The following is a 16,987-nucleotide window of genomic DNA, read 5'->3' as shown; positions in this document are numbered from 1 at the left end:
GAAGTGGGCAGTTATCCTATGTGGCTTATCTGGCTAGTTTCCGGGCTGGTGTTGGCTGGGCTTGAATTGCTGGTTCCGGGAATGGTTCTGATCTTTTTCAGCTTCGGCTGCTTTGCGGCTGCACTTGTTTCCGCTTTTGTTGCTGACGGACTTGTCATTCAGGTTGCTGTCTTTTGTGCGGCTTCGGTTTTTTCTTTGGTGGTTCTGCGCAAGGCGTTTATGAATTGGTTTCAGGGTCAGACATCGGTGAAAGAGGCTGAGGGATATGACGATTTCCCGGCCGGGGCAATTGCAGAGGCCACGAGAGATTTTCCTGATTCAGGGTATGGGCAGATTAAGTACAGGGGCTCTTTCTGGAACGCGCTGGCTGAATCTGGGCAGATTATTACTGCCGGGGATGTGGTAAGAATAGTTTCGTGGGTTGATAAAAGCAAAACCGCGTTCCTGGTTACGAAGAATTAAAACTAAGGCAGGTGAGAGTTATGAATCCGGGATTGATAGCAGTAATTGTTCTGGCTGTTTTGATTATTGCCGTAGTTATTAAGTCGATAAAGATTGTTCCGCAGAAAACCGAGGCCATAGTCGAGCGACTTGGCAAGTACCGCGCAACACTTGGTGCAGGATTCCATTTTTTGTTCCCGTTTCTGGATAAGGTCTCTTACGAATTTTCATTAAAAGAAGAAGCCATGGATACCTTGCCGCAAAGCTGTATAACCAGCGACAACGTCGGGGTAGTGGTTGACGGATTGATTTTTATACAGGTTCAGGATTCCAAAGCTGCCGCGTATGGTATTGAAAATTATCGTTTTGCGGCTTCCCAATTGGCCCAGACTGCGTTGAGATCGTGCATAGGAAAGCTTGCGCTTGATAAGACTTTTGAAGAGCGGGAGACCATCAACGCACAGGTTGTAGAGGCTATTGATGATGCCGCCGCGTCATGGGGAGTTAAGGTTTTGCGTTACGAGATCAAGGACATTACTCCTCCGGAAAGCGTCAAGGCTGCCATGGAAACACAGATGATCGCAGAGCGTCAGAAGCGCGCAGACATCGCCCGCAGTGAGGGGGAAAAGCAGGCCATTATCAACAAGGCTGAAGCTGCAAAGCGTGATGAAGTCCTCAAGAGTGAGGGTGAACGCGAAAGATTAATGAACGAAGCAATGGGTAAGGCTGAAGCCATCACCATGGTAGCCGATGCAACTGCCAAGGCTTTGCACACCGTTGGTGAGGCTATGGATCGTCCCGGCGGATACAATGCAGCTTCGTTGAGGATTGCTGAAAAGTATGTTGAGGCCTTCGAAAAACTTGCCAAGGAATCTACAACTCTGATTCTACCATCTTCTGCAGGGGATGTAGCCTCTATGGTCGGCACGGCCATGAGTGCTTTTGATAAATTGAAAAAATAGTTGGCGGTGTCTTTCGTTAAGACTGTTTAAAACGGTTGCAATGAGCGTGGTTACTTGCTTTAATCCGCCCGACTGAAGTTGGGCGGATTATTCTTTTAAGTGGATATAAAGCGGTTATCCACACTACCATTATTGTAAGGACTTATTTCCGATGAAAAAAATGAATCTTACTGGTTCGGGGGGGCGGTGGCTCGTTTTTTCAAACGGTGTGCTTGGACATACTCTTTATGCTCTTCCTGCCTTACAGGCTCTTAAAGATATGTATCCTGGAGCATATGTAAATCTTATTGCTGATAATGCCAGTGCAGAGCTTGTTGCAGCCAGCTCTCTTGTTGATAAAGTAACAATTTTTGATCGTAAAAAGGATTCCTTTTGGCGTCAGCTGGAAATCGTGAAGATGCTGCGCCGTGACAAGTATGATGTTTCAATTCATTTCCGTTCTGGGGTGCGCAATGAACAGCTGGCGTTTTTGGGGGGAGTTAAAGAGCGCTATGGAAACAAACTTAAAGGTTCATTGCAGTTTGTAAACCACATTTGTTCTGATGTTTCCGATGTTCATGTTCTTAAAAAAAGGGAAAATTTTATCCGACAGGTTCTTGGGACCGATGTAATTCTTTCGCCTCCATCCATGCATCATGATCCTGAAGGAACAGCCGAAGCTGAGAAGGCCCTGAGAGTAAATGGGTTGGAAGTCGGAAAATTTGTTGTTTTGCACCCGGCAGGTAAGACTTTCGGAGGAATGAAGTGGTCCCTTGAGCATTGGGCCGGTGTTGTAGAGAAGGTTGCTAAGCACACACCTGTTGTCGTTGTGTGCGCCGACTTCGAACGGGACGAGGTTTCAAGTGCTGTGAACGGAGATAATGTTTTTCATCTATCAGGAAGTGTGGGCTTTCTTTCCGAGTTGATCTATCGTTGCGGATGGTTTCTTGGGAATGATTCTGCTCCTGCACATTTGGCTGATGCATGGAAGCGTCCTCGCGTTTTGATCTATCCGGATGGCGATAAAGAGTATACGAAGTGGTCTCCTCTTTATTTGGAAAATTGTACAGTTATCCGCAAATATGAGTTCATGGACCAAGGGTTGGACGAGCCTCTGGAATGGCTTTTTGCCCAATGCTAGTTCTATATTGCAAAGTAAAACCCGGCTTTTCGGAGCCGGGTTTCAGCTGTCAGACGTGTCTGTTGCCCTTTGATCAGGTCTTGATGTTGGTGATTGCTCCAACGCCGGAATAGGCGGCGCCGAGCACACTTTTCTGGAAATCATAATCACTGTTTGTTGATGACCCGGACTGTTGGGAATTCATGTAGTCTAGAGTCTTTGTGACTACCTGGGCCCCGAACAATTGTTTTTCCGTTGCCTTGTCAACGGCAGATGCCGCTGTGGTGATTCCTGAAATGTCCATGATTACCTCCCTTGCCAGAGAAAGGATAGACTACACGTCTATCCGTTTTATCGGATGAATCAAATATAACTTTAGGGTGGTTTGATAAAAATCTTCTTAATTAAGTTTGTCAGTTCTATGGAAGACAAAAAGCCTCGTTCCATATGGAAACGAGGCTTTTTGTGTAGTTGGGAAGAATCTGAAGTCTACTTGACTTGGTTCCAAAGGTTATTGAGGTCGTTCAAAGGCATATCCGAGATAGTTTTTCCCTGCTCTTTTGCAAGGTCTTCCATTTTGGAGAAGCGGGTCAGAAATTTGTTGTTGGCATGGTCTAGGGCTGTATTGGCCTTGATGCCTTTTCTGCGTCCGAGTTCAACAAGAGTGAATAGGTAGTCGCCGAATTCAGCCTCGGAAGCATTTGCATCATCTGCTTCAAGGGCATCATTCCATTCCTTCCATTCACTTTCCAGCTGCTCAAGGCATTGCTCATCGGATTCATGGGTGAATCCGACTCGGGATGCCTTGGCATTGATGCGGTAGGATTTGAGAAGGGGTGGTAGCCCTTTAGGAAGTGAATCGAAAATTTTTTCTGATTCGGACTTTTCGCTGCGCTTGATTTTCTCCCAGTTACGCAGAAGCTCTTCCTGATCTTCGATTTTGCAGTCCGCAAACACATGCGGATGTCTACGGATCATTTTTGCTGAGCTTGAATCAATGGCGTCGGCTAGGGTAAATGTTCCAGTCTTTTCGTAGCGGTCAGCTATGAAAAGCAGAAGGAACATGACATCTCCCAATTCCTCCATCGCTTCGTGGGTGTTTCCGGAACGAATGGCCTCTACCAGCTCAAAGGCCTCTTCAATTACATAGTCGCACAGAGATTCCGGGGTCTGCTTCATGTCCCATGGGCAACCGTCAAGTGCGGTGAGGCTGGAAATTACGTTCTTAAGTTTTTCGAATGATTTGCTGCTCATTAAATTGTATCGCTCGCGGGGTTTGCCAGTTCCGAATGGTCGGGAAACATGGATTTAATATCAAGGGAGTCGAGAACATTGTCAGGGGCAAAGCTTATGAAGAAGCTGGCTGTAGCCATAACTCTCGGTGCAAGTTGCGATTTGGTGAGAAACTCTGAATTAGGCGTGAAGCTGTTGAGTATGACTATGAGGATGCCTCCTACAATGACAGCTTCCACAAGCCCGAGTATGCCTCCGAGAACCTGATCGGCCCAACTCAGCATGCTCACGGTGAGAATCTTTCTGATCGCAATACCTATGATTACTGCTACCAGCAGGGTGGCGATTATTATTGAAAGATAGCTGAATGCCTTGACTGTGCCTGGTCCGTCAAAAATACTCGAAAAATATGGTGCAAGTTCCGTGTGGTATTTGGCCGCCAGATAAAAACCCAGAATCAGGGAAAATACAGAGATTGCCTCCCTGACAATGCCTCGCAGAAGGCCTCTGAAGATGAGGGCAGCCGCGATGACAATCAATATAATGTCCAGAGCGTTTAGTGCGATTCCTGATGCGTCCATTGGATTATCCGTCTGTGTGTTTGTGAAAAAAGGATCAACGTCCTTTGGGGTTTGTTGCCAAAATGAATGTTTGTACGAAACGTTACCAGACCGTGCGAGAAAAGTGAATAACGGGAAGAGCCTTAAAAATAATAAAAAATATTACATTCAAGTGAAAAATGAGGTTGTGTCATTTGGTGAACTCGGGTAATTCTCGTTTAATTTTGGGGGAACGAGTTAATGTCAGGAGCTGGATGTCTTACTGACGGAGGACTGAATGAGGTTGATTGAGACTGAATTTCCGGGGCTTGTGGTGATTGAACCTACAGTCTATCGGGATAGTCGCGGGTTTTTTCTGGAGAGCTTTAACCGCAAGGTTTTTGCTGAGCTGGGTTTGCCTGTTGATTTTGTTCAGGATAATCACGCCTACTCATCCGGGATTGGTGTAATCAGGGGCCTTCATTTTCAGCGTCCTCCCCATGCGCAGGCCAAGTTGGTCTGGGTTACCCGGGGGGCGGTGAGTGATGTGGCTGTGGACCTGCGAAAGGGATCTCCGACTTACCTGAGATCGTTCAGAATTGAACTCTCTGCAGATAATTTCCGCAGGATGTTTATTCCGAAGGGTTTCGCCCACGGGTATGAAACATTAACTGAAGAAAATGAGTTCATGTATAAGGTCGATGCCGGCTATGCCCCCGGCAGCGAGGCTGGTATCCGCTGGGATGATCCGGAGCTTGCAATCGACTGGAAGGCAGTTAATCCGGTACTTTCTGACAAAGACCGTGAGCTTCCTTCATTAGCTCAGTTTGAATCTCCGTTCGATTTTTAAATTGATCTGTGCAGGGCGGGCGTATCCTGAATTGCACACCCCTTGGTTTCTGAAAAAGCGGGTTATTCCATGGTGAAGGGCTTGTGAAAACTTTCATATTCTCTTGACATGGAAAGATTCTCTATTTTAGAAGAAATGGCGTTAATTGGTTGTTTATGTTTCACAAAACTTAAGGAGTAGTGGGGCGAGGTTATGGAGGAAAAAAGAACATCGAAGCAGTGTGGAGGAGTTCTTCCTTTCTTCATCGGTGTCCTTGCGAGCCTGATCGTCGGTTGGTGGGTTTTCCCGCAGGTTATTTATAGCCAGAAGACTCAGCCGATCGATTTCAGCCACAAGGTTCATGTTGAAGGTCAAGGTATGGACTGTGAGTCATGTCACTTGTTTTTGGAAGACGGTTCCTTTGCGGGACTTCCTTCCAATGCACAGTGTGCTGAGTGCCACGAAGATATTCTCGGCGAAACTGAAGCTGAAAAAATCTACGTGACTGAATACCTGCAGAAGGGTGTTGAGGTGCCCTGGCTGGTTTATCAGTATCAGCCCGACAACGTATACTTTTCGCACATGGCCCACCAAGGCTTCGAGTGTACTGATTGCCATCCCGACGTAGGCAACAGCGACACGCTGCCGACGTATTACGAGAACAAGATTAGCGGTTACAGCAAGCAGACCATGAAGATGTGGCAGTGTGAACGCTGTCATGCGGAAGTTGGTACCAGCAACGCATGTTACGTCTGCCATAAGTAAGTGAGGGACTGCAATGGGTATTGATCGCAGAACTTTTATTCAAGTGGTGACAGGTGGTGTTGTAGGTTCCCTCTTCACTCCTGTGATTTGGAAAACACTCGATGATGCATCTATCTGGTCTCAGAACTGGCCCTGGATTCCCAGACTGAAATACGGTGCCATCACAGAGCAGGCTTCTCTGTGTAAATTTGGACCTTCCCCCTGTGCGGAGATTGTTAAATCCGTAGGCGGAAGCCCTTATCTGACCAGAGGAAATGCTGAAAACGAAATGAGCAAGGGCGGCGTTGATCCTATCAGCGCGGGGGGCCCGCAGCTCATGTACAGCCCTTCCCGTATCAACGGCCCCATGAAGAAGGCCGGCGAAGGAAAATTCGAATCTATTTCCTGGGAAGAAGCTGAAAAAATTCTCGCTGAAAAACTGGCCGCTGTAAAAGGCAGCAAAGGCAAACTTGCTGTAGTTTCCGGCGATGCTACCGGAACCGCAACCGAAGTCCTCTCCGGTTTTGCGGCAGGCATGGGAAGCGATGACTGCTACCTTATGCCCGGTGAAGAGCAGGGTGCAGCTGTCGCCCTTGCCAGCATGGGCGGTGCCGGACAGATCGGTTACGATCTCGACAAGTCCGACCTGGTACTTTTCGTGGGTGCCGATGCCATGGATTCCTGGGGACCGGTTGTAAGAAACCAGCGCGTTTATTCCGAAAGCCGTCCCACCGGTGGAGAAATCAAAACAAAATTCCTCTACGCCGGTTCTTTCCTCAACAATACTGCAGCAGCCAGTGACAAATGGATTCCGGTTAAACCCGGAACCGGTGCCATTTTCTGCCTCGGTCTTGCATATCACATGCTCAAGGCCGGAGTAACCGCACCAGTTGCTGACTTTGCTGATTTCAAGACTCTGGTAATGTCCAGATTCACCCCTGATAAAGTGGAAAAAGCTATCGGCGTGGCCGGAAAGGACATGTCTGATATTGCTGCAGAGCTGATGAAAGCTTCCGCTCCCGTTGTTGTTGCCGGTTCCGAATTCGGCAGCGGTGCAGGTGCTGCAGACGTTATCTCCGCTTCCGCGCTCAACATCCTGCTCGGCCGTGTGAATAAGGACGGCGGAATGAAGATCCTGCCCAACCTGCCTAAAGCAGTTGAAGCAGCCACAGACCGTTCCGACCTGGCCGCCAAGGATTTAGCCGGTTACCTTTCCGGAATTGCTTCCGGTAAAGTCGGTACTCCTGATGTGATGCTGGTCTACGAAGCCAACCCGGTTTACTCCATGCCCCAGACAGCCGCTCTGGCTGCAGCAATCGAGAAGGTTCCCTTCCTCGTAAGTTTCAGCACTTTCATGGACGAAACTGCTTCCGCAGCTGATCTCATCATGCCCAACCCCACCGGTTATGAGCGTTTTGATGATGCACAGACTCCTTACGGTCTCGGTGCTGCGATGCTCAGCTCCTGTGCTCCTGTTGCAGAACCTGTCTACAACAGCAAGGCAACTGTTGATGTCATCCTCGGCGTAGCTTCCGGGCTGGGCATTGACCTGGGATTTGAATCTGCTGAATCCGTATTCCAGGCCAAGGCTGAAAAAGCCGGGGCAGACTGGGATTCCCTGATCGGCGGTGCCGCTTACGTTTCCGATGCAACTGAATCCGGAGACCTCAAGTTCGCAGCATCCGTTCTGTCCAAGGCTGTTGTAATGCCCAAGGGCGGTGAAATCGCTGTAGCACCTTACTCCAAGCTGCTTAACGGTTCTGCCAAGATGGCTCTGCCTCCCCTCAACGTTGCACTGGTCAGCAAGTTTGAACTCAAAGGCAAAGACCTTCTGGTTCAGGTCAACTCCAAGACTGCCAAAGAACTCGGCAAGTCTGAAGGTGCTATGGTCAAGCTGTCTGGCGCAGGCGGTGAGTGTGTGGCAAGAATCCGCATCAATGAAGGCGTTATGAACAATGTTATCGCCGCACCGCTGGGATTTGGTCACACAGCTTGGGACGTTTACTCCCGCGGAAAAGGCGACAACATCTGTAAAGTTCTCAAGGTTGAAACTGAGCCCGGTACCGGCCTGTCCGTCTGGACCAGTTCTTCCGTGAGCATCGCCTAAATCAAATTCAGGGGATTCGCGTTATGCAACAAATTGAATTGAATAATAAATGGACCATGGTGGTCGATATTGACAAGTGTACCGGCTGCGGTGCTTGTATGGTATCCTGCCAGGCTGAAAATAACATTGCTCCCATGGAAGAAGGGTCCAACAAACTCAAGACCCTTACCTGGTTGCTTGTTTATGAACTCAACAACGGTCAGGATTTCCCTAACAGGGAAGTAGCCTACCTGCCCAGACCCTGCATGCAGTGCGGTCATCCTGCCTGCGTTCCCGTATGTCCCGTCGTGGCCACCACCAAAGACGAAGACGGCGGAATCGTTAGCCAGATTTATCCCCGCTGTATCGGTTGCAGGTACTGTATGGCTGCCTGTCCGTACCACGCACGTTACTTCGGATGGTTCGACCCCGTATGGCCCGGCGGTATGGACAAGGCTCTGTCTCCCTCAACCTCCACCCGTCCTCGCGGTGTTGTTGAGAAGTGCAACTTCTGCCACTCCAGACTGCTGAATGCACGCCAGCGTGCCCGTAACGAAGGTATGGACCCCGGTAAACTTCCCGATGGCTGGTATCAGCCTGCATGTCTGGAAGGTTGCCCCACCGGCGCAATCTCCTTCGGCGATGCCCTGAATCCTGAACACAAGGTTCATGAGCTGATCAAAGACCCTAATGCTTTCCGCATTCTCGAGTCTATCGGCATGGAACCTCAGGTTTACTACATCAGCCGTCGTGATTGGGTTCGTAAACAGAGCGACAACCACGTTGCTGAAGATAAGCACTAGGAGGGAGGTTTACCATGGATAGCAATCTCTTCCCCGAAGGCGTAAAACGCTGCGGACTGCCCAAGTTCCTGCTTTGGATGGTATTTCCTACTGCCGTCCTGCTGTGGGGCGTGTACGCTGCCGTAAACATTTTCTATTACGGTATCGGCGTTACCGGCCTTGATAACTACTTCGGATTTGGTCTCTGGATCACCTTTGACCTTGCCGTTATTGCTCTTGGAGCAGGTGCATTCTTCACCGGCTTCCTGAAATACATTCTCAAGATCGACCAGTTGAAAAATATCGTCAACCTTGCGGTCATTCTTGGGTTCCTGTGCTACTCCGGCGCCATGCTCATCCTGACCATGGACATCGGGCAGCCCATCCGCGCATGGTTCGGTTACTGGCACCCCAACGTGCACTCCATGCTCACAGAAGTTATCTTCTGTATTACCTGCTACTGCACCGTTCTGATCATCGAGTTCATCCCGCTGATCTTCGAACAGAAGCAGCTTAACAAGATTCCTTTCCTGCACCACTTTGCCCATCACCTCCATGTGAATATGGCACTGTTCGCAGGTATCGGTACCTTCCTGTCCACTTTCCACCAGGGTTCTCTCGGTGGTATGTACGGGGTTATGTTCGGTCGTCCTTACGCCTTCCGTGAAGGTTTCTTCATCTGGCCCTGGACATTCTTCCTCTTTGTTCTTTCCGCTGTTGGTTCCGGTCCCGTCTTCACTGTACTGGTCTGTACCCTCATCGAGAAAATGACCGGCAAAAAGCTGGTTGAATACAAAGTAAAAGCTCTGATGGGTAGAATCGCCGGTACCATGCTTTGTGTGTACATGTTCTTCAAGATCATTGACACCTGGGCTTGGGCTGTCGGTTATCTGCCTTCCGTAGGTCTTACCTTTGAACAGATGTTCTATGGTAACATTTACGGTCAGTGGCTGCTCTGGACTGAGTTGGTCCTCTGCGGTGTAGTTCCCGCAATCATGCTGATCTCTCCTTCCATCAGAAACAACCCCTCTCTGCTTTACACTGCTGCGATTCTGGACTGCATCGGCGTAACCATCAACCGTTACGTATTCACCGTTCAGACCATCGCTATCCCGGTTATGCCTTTCGACCACTGGGAAACTTACGCACCTAACTGGGCAGAATGGGCCACCACCCTGATGATCTGCGCTTACGGTGCTCTCGTACTCAGCCTCTGCTATCGCTATCTGCCTGTCTTCCCTCAGGAAGTTAAGCTTAATCAGAAGTAGTATACGGCTGGATCTGGTACATCAAAGACCCTGCTCGCAAGAGCGGGGTCTTTTTCTTTACTGCAGCTGACTAAAATGTAAGATCTGCTGGAGAGCAATTGCTCCTATTCTCATTTCATACCTGTGCGGATATAGAAAGCAGGTCATGCCCATTAAACTGGTAACGGAGGATTCAGATATGATGAGCATCGAAAAAGCTGCCCCATGTGATTTCGAAGTTCTTGCTGCTCTCTGGGAGGCCTCAGTCAGGGCAACACACGATTTCCTCTGCGAAGCTGATATAAATTATTTTAGAACTGCCGTTGAGCAGGAATACCTGTACCATGTCGATGTATATGCTCTAAAAAGAGAGGCAGGAGATTTTTCTGGTTTTATAGGGATTGCTGGGGATAAAATCGAAATGCTGTTTATTCATCCTGATGATTTTGGGAAAGGGTATGGGGCACGCCTTATGCGATTTGCTGTAGATGATCTCGGTGCTACAAAGGTTGATGTAAATGAACAGAATACTGCAGCAACCGGGTTTTACCTTTCAAAAGGTTTTAGGGTGGTTGGGAGATCTGAAACTGACGGGCTGGGTAAACCATTTCCGTTGCTGCATATGGAACTCCATACCAAATGAAAGAAGCCTCTCTGCTATGCAGAGAGGCTTCTTTCATTTGGCGTTGTGGATCAGCTAGTAAGGCAGGAACCAATTCATGCCTTTCATTTTTGCAGGAATGGGTGTCCGCTCTTTTTCAGGATTAGTGTGGTCCCAGCACTCCTCTTCCTCGGCAATCCACGATGGGCGGGACAGGCGGATAGAGTTTCCGCTTGAAATGGAGTCGTCATCGCCGCTGAAATGCTGCAGAATGAGGCTTATGTTGCCCTTTTCGTCGTTAAGCGACCATTTCCATACTTTCAGTGTTCCAAACGGGTTGCCGCGCCAGTCGTTTGGCCTGCCGAAGCGTTTTTCAAATTTAGCATAGAGTTGATTGAAAAAATCCATGCTGTCATCTTCATACTTCAATTTCATGCGCAGGATTATATCCTTGCGCTTGCAATTTCCGACCACGACATAACCGCTGCGATACCCTTCCAGGTCCTTGAGGGCTATGCGTTTGATATATTCTTCCTGCCAGGGAGAAGCCGCCGAGTCCATATCAAGCAAAGAATGAACCGAAGATATGTTGTTACCTATGGTTATTCCCGCGATTGACTCGGGGGCATTCTGGGCAGAAAGCGCCGATGAAGCCATGAGAAGAATAGCCATAATGATAAGTGTCTGAACTGGTCTTTTCATTAAGTGGTCCTGTTAAACATTTAATTTAGTTGCTAGATAAGTGTCAGGCCAATCCCGACAGTACAGCCTGCGCATTCGCGGTTGAAACTTGCTATAAAACGTTCCTCACGGTTGCTTATCATATCCACGGTTGCCTTGAGGAATTTTTTGCTTATTTCAGGATATTGTTCCTGAGCCTTTTTGAATTTTTCACTGGTTAATCGCATGCAGATGCAGTCCGCAGTTGTTTTCAGCGTAAAGAGCCGTTTGGAGTCGCCAATAAGTGAAAGTGCGCCTACAAAGTCACCTGCTTTGAATGATTGTATCTTGGTGTCAATGGTGTCCAGATAGGCTTCCATGCTTCCGCTGATGATGTAGTAAGCGGACTGATCAATGTCGCCACTGGCGAAGACCTCTTCATCAGCCTTGAATTTTTCGCGTACGCAAAGATAGGCTAAAAGCTTCTGGGCTTCGAGGTCAAGTCCTGAGAAATAGGGAATCTCTCTCATTATTTCCAGATGTTCCTGATATTCACTTGTTTCTGCTGCCATGACTAATGCGCTCCGTGTACAAGTTCGTAAAGCAGGCCTTTCTTGGCCATAAGTTCATCGTAGGGGCCGACTTCCATCAGTTTTCCGGCTTTCATCACTGCGACTTTATCGTAGTTCTTGATGGTGTCCAAACGGTGGATAACCGAAATGAGTGTGGATTTGCCCTTCCATTTGGTTTCAAGAAGTCCCTGAATGCGGTTCTGAGACCGGTTATCCAGCGCAGAGGTAGCTTCATCCATAATCATTATGGGCGGATTCTTGAGGAAGGTTCTGGCAATGGCAAGCTTTTGGCGCTGACCGCCTGAAAGCTTGTCGCCTTTGGTTCCAACTTCAAACCCCATTCCGAGTTCTACAACCGTTTCAAGCAAATCCTCTTCTATCAGTAGTTGGATCATGGACTGGCTGATATTGTCCTGTACTTTAGGATGATCGGTTTTAGGCTTACCAAAGAGGATATTGTCCAGAATTGTCTGGGAGGGAATAAACTCAGTCATCTGGAAAAAGCTGAATTTATCCGGACATTCGTTGCAGACCTTAGTATTAAACATTTTGCGGCCATCCAGAATAAGGCTCCTGAGTATTGTCGGCAGAGCTACGATCTTATGTCTGCCGGGAACAAATCCTAGCGCCAGATGCAGGATCATCTCCCGGTCTCGTCCTTCGATTTCCTGAAGAGTCTTGCTTTCACATCGGGTAACTATCTGCTTATATTCATCGAATTCCTCCGTTGGAATAGGACTCTGTTCGAAGAAGACCTCCTCAGCCGGAAGATTGCCCAGAATATCTACAGTCTGTCTTGCAAGCTCACGCCCAAGGCTTAAGAGCGGAGTTTCAAGCTGGGCCTCCTTGAGGAATGAGAGGAAATATTCGTTGGTAACTAGTTCTTTGCCTGCGAAAGAGCTGTCATTGGCATGACCGAAGGTGATGTTGCCAGCTACGCTTGAGAACTCGAGATATTCGCCGTCCCGGTAGAATTCGACATGCTCAGCCAACCTCTCTCCGAAGTCAGCATGGAAGTTTTTACGCACCCTCACCAACCGTTCAGAAAGTTCTGCTTCCTTAGATGGATCAAGGAAGGTATTCAGCCCGAAACGCAGCACATCTACGAATATGCCGGCCTGCTGGATCGCCTCAATCATCTGGTCGCGGCTGGGCATTTTTTTATCGGCTTCCGGGTCGCCTTCGAGAACAGCCGCACAGGAATAAAGAAGGTTGGCCTTGATTGATCCCGAAAAAATAAACGGTGACTGCGCAACAATCCCCATGTTGTGGACAAGGTCAGCTTTGGTCAGCTCGGCCACTTCATATCCGTCAATTTTCACCGATCCACCCGTGTATTTGTATAGCTGGGAAATACACTGGGCCAGAGTGCTTTTGCCGCTGCCGGAGAATCCGACAAGAGCCATCTGTTCTCCGGGTTTTAGCTGCATGTTGATCTGCTTAAGAAGCCTGATATTGCCGGAAACCGTAAAGCCTAGGTTCTGGACATCAATATTCCCGGTGAGTTTGACTGGTTCGCGTCCTACCGGTTCAAGCTCGAATTCAGGCTTGGCGTCAAAGTATTCCATGACCCTGTTGTAGCGAACTGCTGAGTCGTTATGGACCTGGTAGAAGTCCATGAGTTCTTTCCAGGGATCGTAAATCTTTTCATATGCGGAGAGGAATGCCACCAGCGCACCAAGGTCGAAGCGACCCTGGATGGCGAGGTAACCACCGACGATAAAGAGCAGGAACGGTCCAAGATTCTGGAAGAAGCTGTTCAGGACCTTGATACCCTGCTTGTAGAGTATCCAGGTGATCCTGATCTTGAAAAGTTTATCGATGTAAGCACCGTACTTACGGTTTTCAATGCGGTAAGAGCCATTGCCGTGGATTTCGTGAATACCGGAAATGGTTTCGTTGATGTGGCTGCTGAGATATCGTGTGGTGTCGACCCTTTTTTTGTTTGCTTTGTTAGATCTTTTCTGGAGCTTGGGAACCAGATAAATGACAAACGGGTAGAGGGCTATCGATATCCCGGCCATGATCGGGTTGAGGAAGAACATGTATCCGGCAAAGGCTATCAGGGTCAGCAGGTTGGTGACCGGGACGGCTACTGACTGCCCGACGTATTCTCCTGCAGGTGCCAGCTCGGTTACGAGCGAGGATACCACCATGCCGGGGTTGGCTTTTCTGAAGTAGCCCAGAGGAAGCGTCAGGATGTGGGCGTAAAGTTCCTTACGCATTTTGGCCAGCGCTTCCTGCCCGATGTAAGTCTGCAGGACCGTAATCAGGTATTTCAGCAGGCTCGCTGCCACTACAGAAGCAATGTAGAAACCACAATACATGAAAAGCAGGTCAACCTTGCGCATACTAATGGCCTGGTTGATGATCTTTTTCTGCATTTCAAGTGGCACCAGCCTGATGCTTACTGTAATGAAGATCACTACAAGCAATATAAGCTGAAGCTTCATATTGCTTGTTTTGATCCAGTAGGTAAGTGGTCGTTTGGTGATCATCAATAACTCCTCTTTGTGCAATATATCTGAAAGCCTAAGGCCTTGCCTTTTTACTTTAGCAGAGCCTGAATACAGAAGACAGTTTCTGTTGTTATCAGGACTGTTTTTGTGAAATTTTCTGTTTCTCTTGATTGCAACTTCACTTTGTATGTGAGAAACGGCAAAATTTATTTCAAATAGTTAAAAAGTGAAACTAAGTTTCAAAAATTTATTACCTTTTTGTTGACGCAGGGACAAGGGTTTTCTAACTTGAGAGTGGTTAATTCGCATATTTTGTCCACAATAGAGAAAAACAGGGGATAAGGTTTTGGTGAATAAACAGGAGCCGCAGGGCGGGGGCGGTATTGTATCAGCTTTTTCACTGAAGTCGGATATTGCCGAGCTGAAAGTCCTTGCTGAAAAAGTCGAATCTTTCGGGTTCGATAATGATATATCCCCCAAGGCAGTTTTTGAGCTGAACCTTGTGCTGGACGAGTTGTTCACCAACCTTGTGAGCTACGGATGTCATCTGGATTCACACAGTTTTGACATATTGCTCAAACTTGATGGCGATGTGCTTCTCGTAAAGATTGAAGATGACGGAAAGCCCTTTAATCCGTTGGATACAGCGGAACCGGAGATCAAGTGTGACTGCACGGAGCGCAAGATTGGTGGACTGGGGATTCATTTCATGCGCAAGATGATGGACAGTATTGAATACATCTGGGAAGACGGAAAAAACAAATTGAAGTTGACCAAAAAGATTCAATAGATTTATCCTGATTTTGCAATGAATTGTCCGCAGGTGAAAATACAATGTTATCAACGCTTCACATGTAAAGTACAGTGGATGCGTAAATGAAATCGGGTTGAATACGGAGGAGACAATGGGCCTTGAAGTTGGTGAAATTAAAAATGAAGGGATAATAACATTTGAACTCAAAGGTCGCCTTGATTCAAATACATCCAATGATTTTGAGGAAAGACTGCTTGGCTCGATCCAGAGCGGAGAAAGCAGGATCATCCTCGATTTTGAGAACCTTGAGTATATTTCAAGTGCCGGATTGCGTGTTCTGCTTAAGGCCGCCCGCGAACTGAAGGGCGGCGACGGAAAGCTCATGCTCTGCGAGCTCAAGGATTATATCAGGGAAGTTTTCGACCTTTCCGGCTTTGTATCCTTCCTGCCCATCTATGAAACACGGGATGAATGCGTTGCCGCTTTCTAGGTAAATCTGCCGTTGAATCCGAACCACGGATTGTTGCAGCATTAATGGCTTCCTGTCCGCAGCAGAGCGGGCAGGAAGTTTTTTTCATAATCCCGGCCTGTACAATGGAGGGTTGTATATGAGCGGTTTATTCACTTCACTAGCAGTAATGATGTCTCCGAGGGGGCTGGAAGCCGTAGGAAATGGTGCCGGAAGCGGTGGGACAGCTTTCCTGGCTGTTCTTGCACTGGCGGCTTTCGCTGCAATCTGCACTTCACGAAATCTGGAATCCATTGGAAAGGGTCGCTTCCGGGCTACTCCTGCCGACACTTTCGTGTTCGGCTTTCTGGATGCCGCGCGCTTGTTCACACTGACGCTCATGGCGGTGTCATGGCTGGGCATTGCCGGCTATGCTGTCAATGAAATATTCTTTGTCTGGTTTCCGAATCTTGGTGCATCTTACGTTCTTCTTGGTCTTGTTGTGGTCAGTTGCATTATTGCTGATGAGAACGGTATGGATGTCTTTACCATCTGCCTTACGCTGGCATTCTGTGCATTCATCTATGTGATGGTGATGTCGTCGCAGCCGGCGGACCTCGGGACCGGGTACCCCACAGTACTTCCGGCCCTTTTACCCATGGATGTCCCTGAAACCCTGCTTGCCTCAGGCGCTGCAGGCTGGCTGCATCTATTGTTCCTTGGCGTTTTTGCTTTCGTCGGTTTTGATCTGCCCCTTGCCTTCGAGAACAGGGCAGGTCGATGTGTACCATCCGTCCTGCTGGGCTTCGTAGCGTTTGCTGTTTTCAGCTGGGTTGCACTGCTGCTTGTTCCGGCTGAGAAACTTGCCGAGAGCACTGTACCGCATCTGCTTGTGGCGAGAGAGGGGTTGGGCGAGCTTGGAAGATATCTTGTCGGCGGAACCGTGGTGCTTGTTACCGTGTCCGGACTGCTGGCCTTCTTTATGGTCGCCGGTAAGAGAATTGAAACTGTTCTTGCTGAAGACTACAGGGCGCACTCCACAAAAGGAGCAGCTGTTCTTCTGGCTATGGTAGTTGCGCTTTTGCTGGCCTCCGGATGGGCAGGCGAGGATGCACTTGAATCCCTGCTTTCTGCCGGTCTGTGTTTCTGGTTTGGAACATACGCTCTTGCCGACCTGCTGCATCTTATTGGTGTCCGCAGGGCTGGAGGCGGGATTTTGTCGCTCCTTAGCGGCTTGCCGGTAATGCTTGTTCATGGCGGAGCTGCTGCATTCTGTTCACTGCATATTCAGTTCCCCGCCCACTTTTACTACTCTCTGGGTGGTATGGCGGTAGCAGGACTTGTTTTCGGTGCAGGGTGGTTCGTTAAGGACAGACCGCTGCGCGAGGAACTTGCTCTGGCTGCGGCCGCTGCGGAAGAGCTTATGCTGGAACAGGAAGAGCGTGACTTGGAACTGGAGGAAGCTGTCCCTGACACAGAGGATGAATCACTTAAAATTGTCGACTACAAGTAACGGTTTACCCAAAAGATC

The 16,987-nt window shown here is 48.6% G+C and carries 18 protein-coding genes; 12 read left to right on the top strand and 6 right to left on the bottom strand.

Features of this window, described 5'->3' with window-relative positions; all coding sequences use genetic code 11:
• Positions 1 to 3 precede the first annotated feature (3 nt).
• The 3 genes from N7E73_RS03945 (at position 4) to N7E73_RS03935 (ending at position 2,523) form a co-directional block, all read left to right on the top strand.
• A complete protein-coding gene (locus N7E73_RS03945; RefSeq protein ID WP_432737728.1) occupies positions 4 to 462 on the top strand; it encodes an NfeD family protein in 459 nt (152 codons plus the stop codon).
• 20 nt (positions 463 to 482) lie between these two features.
• Entirely contained in the window at positions 483 to 1,403 is a 921-nt protein-coding gene (locus N7E73_RS03940) for an SPFH domain-containing protein (RefSeq protein WP_432737727.1), read from the top strand.
• A gap of 151 nt (positions 1,404 to 1,554) precedes the next feature.
• Complete coding sequence (locus tag N7E73_RS03935; RefSeq protein WP_432737726.1) at positions 1,555 to 2,523, top strand: glycosyltransferase family 9 protein; 969 nt, start codon at positions 1,555 to 1,557, stop codon at positions 2,521 to 2,523.
• Positions 2,524 to 2,596: 73 nt separating this feature from the next.
• On the opposite strand, the gene N7E73_RS03930 is transcribed toward N7E73_RS03935, so the two are convergent.
• The 3 genes from N7E73_RS03930 to N7E73_RS03920 form a co-directional block, all read right to left on the bottom strand.
• Entirely contained in the window at positions 2,597 to 2,806 is a 210-nt protein-coding gene (locus N7E73_RS03930) for a hypothetical protein (RefSeq protein ID WP_432737725.1), read from the bottom strand.
• A 185-nt stretch (positions 2,807 to 2,991) separates the two neighbouring features.
• Positions 2,992 to 3,756: a nucleoside triphosphate pyrophosphohydrolase gene (gene mazG, locus N7E73_RS03925; protein WP_432737724.1), complete on the bottom strand. Its 765-nt coding sequence runs from the start codon at positions 3,754 to 3,756 to the stop codon at positions 2,992 to 2,994.
• Positions 3,756 to 4,316, bottom strand: a complete 561-nt coding sequence (locus N7E73_RS03920; protein ID WP_432737723.1) for a CvpA family protein — start codon at positions 4,314 to 4,316, stop codon at positions 3,756 to 3,758. The genes mazG and N7E73_RS03920 overlap by 1 nt, the downstream gene beginning before the upstream one ends.
• Before the next feature lie 256 nt (positions 4,317 to 4,572).
• On the opposite strand from N7E73_RS03920, the gene rfbC reads away from it, so the two are divergent.
• The 6 genes from rfbC to N7E73_RS03890 all read left to right on the top strand — a co-directional run bounded on the left by rfbC (position 4,573) and on the right by N7E73_RS03890 (position 10,605).
• On the top strand, positions 4,573 to 5,124 hold the full coding sequence (gene rfbC, locus N7E73_RS03915; RefSeq protein ID WP_432737722.1) for a dTDP-4-dehydrorhamnose 3,5-epimerase: 552 nt from the start codon (positions 4,573 to 4,575) through the stop codon (positions 5,122 to 5,124).
• A gap of 192 nt (positions 5,125 to 5,316) precedes the next feature.
• The gene (qrcA, locus tag N7E73_RS03910; protein ID WP_432737721.1) at positions 5,317 to 5,868 is read left to right on the top strand and encodes a menaquinone reductase multiheme cytochrome c subunit QrcA; all 552 of its coding nucleotides are present in this window, start codon (positions 5,317 to 5,319) and stop codon (positions 5,866 to 5,868) included.
• Between the two features lie 13 nt (positions 5,869 to 5,881).
• A complete protein-coding gene (qrcB, locus tag N7E73_RS03905; protein WP_432737720.1) occupies positions 5,882 to 7,954 on the top strand; it encodes a menaquinone reductase molybdopterin-binding-like subunit QrcB in 2,073 nt (690 codons plus the stop codon).
• A gap of 23 nt (positions 7,955 to 7,977) precedes the next feature.
• Positions 7,978 to 8,736, top strand: coding sequence for a menaquinone reductase iron-sulfur cluster-binding subunit QrcC (gene qrcC, locus N7E73_RS03900; protein ID WP_432737719.1), 759 nt, complete (start codon positions 7,978 to 7,980; stop codon positions 8,734 to 8,736).
• Between the two features lie 14 nt (positions 8,737 to 8,750).
• Positions 8,751 to 9,983, top strand: a complete 1,233-nt coding sequence (qrcD, locus tag N7E73_RS03895) for a menaquinone reductase integral membrane subunit QrcD (protein WP_432737718.1) — start codon at positions 8,751 to 8,753, stop codon at positions 9,981 to 9,983.
• Positions 9,984 to 10,161: 178 nt separating this feature from the next.
• Positions 10,162 to 10,605 carry a GNAT family N-acetyltransferase gene (locus N7E73_RS03890; RefSeq protein ID WP_432737717.1) on the top strand — a complete coding sequence of 148 codons (444 nt, stop codon included), beginning with the start codon at positions 10,162 to 10,164 and terminating at the stop codon, positions 10,603 to 10,605.
• Between the two features lie 54 nt (positions 10,606 to 10,659).
• On the opposite strand, the gene N7E73_RS03885 is transcribed toward N7E73_RS03890, so the two are convergent.
• From N7E73_RS03885 to N7E73_RS03875, 3 genes are read right to left on the bottom strand one after another with little or no spacing between them, the layout of a single operon-like run.
• Positions 10,660 to 11,265 carry a hypothetical protein gene (locus N7E73_RS03885; protein WP_432737716.1) on the bottom strand — a complete coding sequence of 202 codons (606 nt, stop codon included), beginning with the start codon at positions 11,263 to 11,265 and terminating at the stop codon, positions 10,660 to 10,662.
• Positions 11,266 to 11,297: 32 nt separating this feature from the next.
• Positions 11,298 to 11,795: a cyclic nucleotide-binding domain-containing protein gene (locus tag N7E73_RS03880; protein WP_432737715.1), complete on the bottom strand. Its 498-nt coding sequence runs from the start codon at positions 11,793 to 11,795 to the stop codon at positions 11,298 to 11,300.
• Positions 11,796 to 11,797: 2 nt separating this feature from the next.
• Positions 11,798 to 14,293 (bottom strand): ABC transporter ATP-binding protein/permease, encoded by a 2,496-nt coding sequence (locus tag N7E73_RS03875; protein ID WP_432737714.1) that lies wholly within the window; start codon positions 14,291 to 14,293, stop codon positions 11,798 to 11,800.
• A gap of 310 nt (positions 14,294 to 14,603) precedes the next feature.
• Here N7E73_RS03875 and N7E73_RS03870 point away from each other — a divergent pair, with 310 nt between their 5' ends.
• The 3 genes from N7E73_RS03870 to N7E73_RS03860 all read left to right on the top strand — a co-directional run bounded on the left by N7E73_RS03870 (position 14,604) and on the right by N7E73_RS03860 (position 16,969).
• Positions 14,604 to 15,044 (top strand): ATP-binding protein, encoded by a 441-nt coding sequence (locus N7E73_RS03870; RefSeq protein ID WP_432738830.1) that lies wholly within the window; start codon positions 14,604 to 14,606, stop codon positions 15,042 to 15,044.
• 115 nt (positions 15,045 to 15,159) lie between these two features.
• Positions 15,160 to 15,498 carry an STAS domain-containing protein gene (locus tag N7E73_RS03865; RefSeq protein ID WP_432737713.1) on the top strand — a complete coding sequence of 113 codons (339 nt, stop codon included), beginning with the start codon at positions 15,160 to 15,162 and terminating at the stop codon, positions 15,496 to 15,498.
• 118 nt (positions 15,499 to 15,616) lie between these two features.
• Positions 15,617 to 16,969 (top strand): APC family permease, encoded by a 1,353-nt coding sequence (locus N7E73_RS03860; RefSeq protein WP_432737712.1) that lies wholly within the window; start codon positions 15,617 to 15,619, stop codon positions 16,967 to 16,969.
• Positions 16,970 to 16,987: the final 18 nt, after the last annotated feature.

The sequence above is a fragment of the Maridesulfovibrio sp. FT414 genome, from assembly GCF_050916235.1.
GTDB lineage: Bacteria > Desulfobacterota > Desulfovibrionia > Desulfovibrionales > Desulfovibrionaceae > Maridesulfovibrio.
The sequence above is the reverse complement of the archived record's forward strand: the minus strand, read 5'-3'. Positions and strand labels throughout refer to the sequence as shown.

Coding starts and splice junctions, on each gene's coding strand:
- N7E73_RS03940 (WP_432737727.1), top strand. CDS start 483: ATGAATCCGGGATTGATAGCAGTAATTGTTCTGGCTGTTTTGATTATT.
- N7E73_RS03935 (WP_432737726.1), top strand. CDS start 1,555: ATGAAAAAAATGAATCTTACTGGTTCGGGGGGGCGGTGGCTCGTTTTT.
- N7E73_RS03930 (WP_432737725.1), bottom strand. CDS start 2,806: ATGGACATTTCAGGAATCACCACAGCGGCATCTGCCGTTGACAAGGCA.
- mazG (WP_432737724.1), bottom strand. CDS start 3,756: ATGAGCAGCAAATCATTCGAAAAACTTAAGAACGTAATTTCCAGCCTC.
- N7E73_RS03920 (WP_432737723.1), bottom strand. CDS start 4,316: ATGGACGCATCAGGAATCGCACTAAACGCTCTGGACATTATATTGATT.
- rfbC (WP_432737722.1), top strand. CDS start 4,573: ATGAGGTTGATTGAGACTGAATTTCCGGGGCTTGTGGTGATTGAACCT.
- qrcA (WP_432737721.1), top strand. CDS start 5,317: ATGGAGGAAAAAAGAACATCGAAGCAGTGTGGAGGAGTTCTTCCTTTC.
- qrcB (WP_432737720.1), top strand. CDS start 5,882: ATGGGTATTGATCGCAGAACTTTTATTCAAGTGGTGACAGGTGGTGTT.
- qrcC (WP_432737719.1), top strand. CDS start 7,978: ATGCAACAAATTGAATTGAATAATAAATGGACCATGGTGGTCGATATT.
- qrcD (WP_432737718.1), top strand. CDS start 8,751: ATGGATAGCAATCTCTTCCCCGAAGGCGTAAAACGCTGCGGACTGCCC.
- N7E73_RS03890 (WP_432737717.1), top strand. CDS start 10,162: ATGATGAGCATCGAAAAAGCTGCCCCATGTGATTTCGAAGTTCTTGCT.
- N7E73_RS03885 (WP_432737716.1), bottom strand. CDS start 11,265: ATGAAAAGACCAGTTCAGACACTTATCATTATGGCTATTCTTCTCATG.
- N7E73_RS03880 (WP_432737715.1), bottom strand. CDS start 11,795: ATGGCAGCAGAAACAAGTGAATATCAGGAACATCTGGAAATAATGAGA.
- N7E73_RS03875 (WP_432737714.1), bottom strand. CDS start 14,293: ATGATCACCAAACGACCACTTACCTACTGGATCAAAACAAGCAATATG.
- N7E73_RS03865 (WP_432737713.1), top strand. CDS start 15,160: ATGGGCCTTGAAGTTGGTGAAATTAAAAATGAAGGGATAATAACATTT.
- N7E73_RS03860 (WP_432737712.1), top strand. CDS start 15,617: ATGAGCGGTTTATTCACTTCACTAGCAGTAATGATGTCTCCGAGGGGG.